5 protein-coding genes and 1 pseudogene are annotated in these 6,000 nt (G+C 38.5%); 4 read left to right on the forward strand and 2 right to left on the reverse strand.

The features are described from left to right. Positions 1 to 62: 62 nt before the first annotated feature. The 4 genes from MFP24_RS02285 to MFP24_RS02300 all read left to right on the forward strand — a co-directional run bounded on the left by MFP24_RS02285 (position 63) and on the right by MFP24_RS02300 (position 4,827). The gene (locus MFP24_RS02285) at positions 63 to 914 is read left to right on the forward strand and encodes a glycosyltransferase family protein (RefSeq protein WP_249228989.1); all 852 of its coding nucleotides are present in this window, start codon (positions 63 to 65) and stop codon (positions 912 to 914) included. A 58-nt stretch (positions 915 to 972) separates the two neighbouring features. Then, a complete protein-coding gene (locus MFP24_RS02290) occupies positions 973 to 2,205 on the forward strand; it encodes a rhamnosyltransferase WsaF family glycosyltransferase (RefSeq protein WP_249228990.1) in 1,233 nt (410 codons plus the stop codon). Between the two features lie 9 nt (positions 2,206 to 2,214). Continuing rightward, entirely contained in the window at positions 2,215 to 3,435 is a 1,221-nt protein-coding gene (locus tag MFP24_RS02295; protein WP_249246713.1) for a lipopolysaccharide biosynthesis protein, read from the forward strand. A 225-nt stretch (positions 3,436 to 3,660) separates the two neighbouring features. After that, positions 3,661 to 4,827, forward strand: coding sequence for a nucleotide sugar dehydrogenase (locus tag MFP24_RS02300; RefSeq protein ID WP_249228992.1), 1,167 nt, complete (start codon positions 3,661 to 3,663; stop codon positions 4,825 to 4,827). A 381-nt stretch (positions 4,828 to 5,208) separates the two neighbouring features. Here MFP24_RS02300 and MFP24_RS02305 read toward each other — a convergent pair. Next, a pseudogene (locus tag MFP24_RS02305) lies at positions 5,209 to 5,534 on the reverse strand (integrase core domain-containing protein); the annotation flags it as partial. A gap of 141 nt (positions 5,535 to 5,675) precedes the next feature. Then, a partial coding sequence (locus tag MFP24_RS02310) for an IS3 family transposase (RefSeq protein ID WP_249228993.1) occupies positions 5,676 to 6,000 on the reverse strand: 325 nt, incomplete at its 5' end.

Below are 6,000 nucleotides of genomic sequence, written 5' to 3' on the forward strand. Positions count from 1 at the left end.
GTGTTTCGAAAATGAATGTGTGCTTTCTGATAATATTGATGAGGTTTTTATGAGAGGTGAGCATGTGGGCTAATGTCATATTAGTGATTATGTACAATAAAGCTCTTCACGAGTCCACTACCCTTGATACGATATCCAATTATTATTTTAATAATACAAAACTTGTCATTCATAATAATGGTCCTCGCGAAATAACCTATGAAAGAGAGTTTTTATCTAAGTTGGAATGCTGTTTTGATAATCAGGTGGAGTTAATTAATTGTCTTGATAACTGGCCTCTTAGTATTATATATAATGAATTTTTTTTAAAATACAACAATGCAGGGAAATTCATTATTCTCGATGATGATACTGAAATATCAGAATCGTTCATTGATGCAATTAAAAGCAGTTATGTGGACTTGGAGCTTCCTAAGATTATTTCAACTAGTGATAAAAAAATTTATTATCCCGTATGTAAAAGTGGAATTGTCACCACAGATACTGATTTAGATTCTGAATCTGCTTTGTCTATCGGTTCTGGTTTGATCATAAATCGAACTCTGGTGGAGAAATTTAAGAAACACAATTTAAAACCCTTTGATGAACATTATGCTTTATACGGTGTTGATTTTAGTCTTTTTCGCCGTATTTATAAGATTGTGAGTAAGGGAGAGAATGTGAGTGTTCGCTCGTCTTCTTTTTTAATGCATTCTCTTTCCAGATTGGATCAAAGTGAAAATAAGAATGATTTCAGAACCAGAGAACGTGCATTAGATATAGCTATTTCTGCAAGAAGATATCCTTCTTTATATTTGTATTATAAATTCTTTTCTGGAATTATCAGTGAATTTATGAAGATGAAATGGGGAAATGTATTTAGTATGATAAAAGCGTATTTTTTAGGTGTTCATCCTAAGTGTTACAAGAACTAATAAATATTCTTAGTCGTATTTAACATCTTTTAGCTATAGTAAAACTGATGAGGTTATTGTGTTAAGAAAAATACAATCAAAAATTCATGCAAAAATTAAAGAAAAGAAAATATCAGAGTTATATATTAAAAAAAGTGCCAAATATGATCAAGCTGTGGCATATTCCCGATTGAATACGTACAGCTTAGCTGTTTCATGTATTAATACTGATTCGAATGTAGGGAAAAAAATAAATTTGATTTTGCCAGGATTACCACCGAATGGCGTTTTTGCAGGAATTAAAACAGCACTGGAGTTCTCTTCACGTTTATCATTAAATCTGTCCTTAAAAATTCGGATTATTACTTTCGGTGCATTCCCTGATGAGCAGGGTAGGGAGTGGATAGCTAATAACCTTTTTCCAAATAGTAGCGTTGAGTTTGTAAGTGATTATGATATCGTAAATCTTAGCGTTAATCCTGATGATATATGGATAGCGACTTATTGGACGACTGCACATTCTTTAACTGTAGCGGCCCATCTTGGTATAATTAAGCCAGAAAACGTAGTTTATTTAATTCAGGATCATGAATCTGGATTCCATCCATGGTCTACGCCCTTTGCTCTGACTGAGGAGACATATGTGGCAGGATTTCATCATGTAGTAAATTCATATCCGTTATTTAATGCATTGAAGAAAGCGAACATACCTTGCTCTGAAGAATTAGTTTTCTTCCCTGAAATTGATTTGCACATGTTAAAGAAATCATGTGCTGATAGAAAATCTTCAAAAAAGATTAGAATATTATTTTATGGCAGACCCAGTAAACCCCGGAATTTGTTTGATATAGGAATTGGCGCACTCACTCTTCTTGCAAAAAGAGTAGATGTAAGTGATTACGAATTGGAAGTTGTAAGTGCTGGTGAAAAGCATAAAAATATTGTCTTATCTGATAAGGTGACATTACGTTCATTGGGTAAACTATCTTGGGAAGGGTATTTTAATAAACTTGGTGAGACGGATATTGTCTTTTCTCTTCAATGTAGTCCTCATCCATCGCATCCCCCTTTGGATGCGATAACAAGTGGTGCATATGCAGTTACAAATGATTTGAATGGCACCAGGCAGGGATTACACCCACGAATGTATGTGGCAGTCGCATCGCCTGATAAATTGGCGGAGAAACTACTTTGTGCTATTCAGGATGTATATGAAAATGGTTGTTATGAATATGATGAAACCTTAGTTCAATCTTATGGGAGACCGATGAATGACGTCATTACAACGATTTCCAGATGTATAGCTAGCTGAGGTCTTGTGATGATTTTCACTAAACAAAATATATGGAAAATGTTTTTATATTTTGTTCTTCCATTGTTATCAGCAATGATACCATTCATAGTATATCCAACAATAACAGCCTTGTATGGCAGCAAAGTTATCATTGCAGTCGGTGTGGCTCAGTCCATAGGCGGTGCATGCGCAGTCATTGGCGAGCTGGGATGGGGAGTTATTGGGCCTCAATTAATAGCTGGTTTAGATGATGCGAAAAGGAAGTTTTGGTATGGGAAGTCTTTATCTTCTCGGTTAATTATAAGCTTTTTTTGTGTTCAAATATCAGTATTTATTTGCTATCTCCTGATTGATGATTTTCTTTTGTCCGCAATTGTAATGACTATCGCTATTACCTGTGGGGCACTTTTGCCTAATTGGTATTTGATCGGTTTGAATAAGCCTGAATATATTCTCTACTTTATTGTTATTCCAAAGTTAATATTTTGTGGGATTAGTATTTTTCTTATTCGTATTTATGGCGGATTGATTTTTTATAGTCTTGCATTGTTGCTCTCATTTATTGTGTCAATGTTTTTAACATCCTACTTTTTAAAAGTGCCATTAATTCCGAAGAGAAATGATTACAATGGTTTAAAGTCGTTATTTAAAGAGCATTATCAGTTGGTTTTGGGGCGAGTGATTAGCACTTTTTATACGTCCTTGCCAATTACACTAATCGGATTTGTGAATCCTGCTGCTGTGGCTGTTTTCGCTGGTATTGAACGTCTGTTCAGAATGGCCTTATCAGTTTTGAGTGGGTTTCCTAGTCGGTTGCAGAGTTGGATTGGAACGGCATCAGTTGATACTAGAGCTAAAAGGATAAAAATCTCAATTATTGTTAATTTTTGGGTTGGGATTGTTAGCATGATAGGGTTTGCAATTACTTGTTATTTTATTAGCCCATATATATATTCAAATACAATTCATATAAGCTTGGAATACTGTTTTCTCGCTGGAGCTATAGTTTCAATAATTTGTATGTCTAGGGGGTATGGCTTAGCTTTGGTCGCAATAGGCATATCCAAAAAAATATCGATTGCTAATGCTTCCTCTGCTGTAGTGGGGGTGTTGGCTATTTGTTTCTTTGGTTATTTTTATGGTGTTTGGGGGGGGCTTTTAGGGGAAATGCTAGCTGAGGTGACGGGATTACTTGTTCAGTATTATTATTACAATAAATATGTGAAAAAACAAGTACGCAAATTATAGGATTGCCCACGTTTAAGTATATAGTAATTGATTGCATGGTGTGACTATTAATTCATTTGCTGGTGTTTTGAGGGGGAGTAAAGCAGTAATAATAATTCTATAATCTGCTGTCCTGAAAATATGCAATAAATAAAGCAATGTAATTTTTTATTTTATTGATTTTTATAATATTTTAGTTTCCGATGAATATTTCAAATGTTTTATTTAACTTTAAATGGTTGAAAAATGAAAATAGCAATCGCAGGTACAGGATATGTCGGTTTATCCAATGCCATATTGTTGGCTCAACATAATGATGTTATTGCCTTAGATATTATTGAAGAAAAGGTTGCTCTGCTAAATAATAAACAGTCTCCTATCGTGGATAAGGAGATTGAACATTTCCTGAAGAAAGAGTCTCTTAATTTTCGGGCGACAATAGACAAACGTGAAGCCTATGAGCAAGCTGAGTTTGTTATTATTGCCACTCCGACCGATTACGATCCCAAAACACATTACTTTAATACCAGTTCCGTAGAATCTGTTATCAGCGATGTGCTGGCTATCAATCCAAATGCGATAATGATTGTTAAGTCTACGGTTCCTGTTGGTTTCACGGTGCAAGCACGGAAAAAATATAATACGGAAGACATTATTTTTTCGCCGGAGTTTCTACGCGAAGGTAAAGCGTTGCATGATAACTTGTATCCTTCCCGTATTATTGTCGGCGAACGTTCCGAGCGTGCTGAGAAGTTCGCTGCTTTGTTGTTACAGGGGGCTATAAAGAAAGATGTCCCGGTGTTGCATACGGACTCAACGGAAGCAGAAGCGATAAAACTGTTCGCCAATACCTATCTGGCAATGCGCGTAGCTTATTTTAATGAGCTTGATACTTACGCACAAACTAATGGGTTAGATAGCAAACAGATCATTGAAGGGGTTGGTTTAGACCCTCGTATTGGTAATCACTACAATAATCCTTCCTTTGGTTATGGCGGTTACTGTCTTCCCAAAGATACGAAACAATTGTTAGCTAATTATGAAAGTGTGCCTAATAATTTAATCAATGCTATTGTTGAAGCCAACCGCACCCGCAAAGATTTTATTGCCGATTCTGTTATCGAACGTAACCCAAAAATCGTTGGTGTTTACCGGCTGGTGATGAAATCAGGATCGGATAATTTCCGCGCTTCTGCTATTCAGGGGGTAATGAAACGAATTAAAGCGAAGGGAATTGAAGTTGTGGTTTATGAGCCAGAGTTGAATGAGGACACTTTTTTCCGTTCTCGTGTTATTCGCGATTTGGCTGAGTTCAAGCAAATTTCTGATGTTATTCTTTCTAATCGTATGGCACCAGAACTGTCTGATGTGACGGAAAAAACCTATACCCGTGACCTTTTTGGTTCTGATTAGGTGCCTACTCCATGAGAATTTTTCAGTTGAGAGCGTCAATATTCCAGACTCTTTTCGACCATTTCTGAAGTAGTGTTGCTTTAGGCCTGCCTTCACAGGATGGGGGGCCTCTGAAAAATGATTAGAGGACGCTGCATTCAGAATTGTTCACAGCGAATTTTTTGGCTTCTTATTTGCCTAGATGGGCGTATGTTTTTTTATGTGGCAGTAAAATAAAGCATCGTCATGCCTGTATGAGAAGCACTATAAATACTGTTATGCCGTTTTCGTGAATATTCCCTTGCTTCCATGCTATGCGCAGGCTAGCTGACCATAGGCTTCATAAAAACTTTTAAGCATACGCTAGCCGGTAAGTGTCAAGGTAGTGCACCCCCGCTTGATTCAGGCTGCCTGTTTTTCCTGCTCCGGATTCAACATCACTGCACCGTCTGGCTGCCGGTTTCTTGTCCTTCCCGACCAGCGTGCCGGATAGACCGCCCGGACCGCCCGGTATATTTCATCGCGTTGCCGCAGTATCTCCCTGTCTTCACCCGGGTGCCGCTGCTCCGGCGTCACATACCGGGTACTGCTGTGACGGTGTTCCCCGTTATACCACCGGGTAAATCTCTCCACCCAGGCCCGCGCGCTTCTTCCAACGTTCCGAACCCTGATGACGGCCAGCTCGGTACATATTTCAGCGTCCTGAACAGCGACTCCACATTAGGGTTTTTGATGGGGGTCGAGTAGCCCAAGGGAACCGCCCCCTCAGGCTCTCACAGAACCGTACGTGAATCTCTCGATTCATACGGCTCTTCTTATCCAACTGCCTTTGTATAGATTGATCTGTCCCTGAAATTATTCCCACCTAATTATGCCGCCATTTCATAATCCACCGGCGTTTGATAACCCAGCGTTGAGTGCCTGCGACGGCGATTGTAAAACACCTCAATATAATCAAACAGGGCGTTCATTGCCTGCTCTCTGCTGCTAAACGCTTTACCTTGCATCAGTTCCGTTTTCAGCGTGTGGTAGAAGCTTTCCATTACCGCATTATCATAACAGCAGCCTCCCCCTCTGGCAGGATAGTTGACACCCCATACTGAAAATCTCAATGGGGGCAACGGAGCCTGATATGAAACGTTATTCACCGGAACGTAAAGCCGCTGTGTTGGCCAAATTACTTCCGCCTTACAA

Origin of the sequence: Brenneria tiliae (genome assembly GCF_023347575.1) — a bacterium.
Classification (GTDB): domain Bacteria; phylum Pseudomonadota; class Gammaproteobacteria; order Enterobacterales; family Enterobacteriaceae; genus Brenneria; species Brenneria corticis.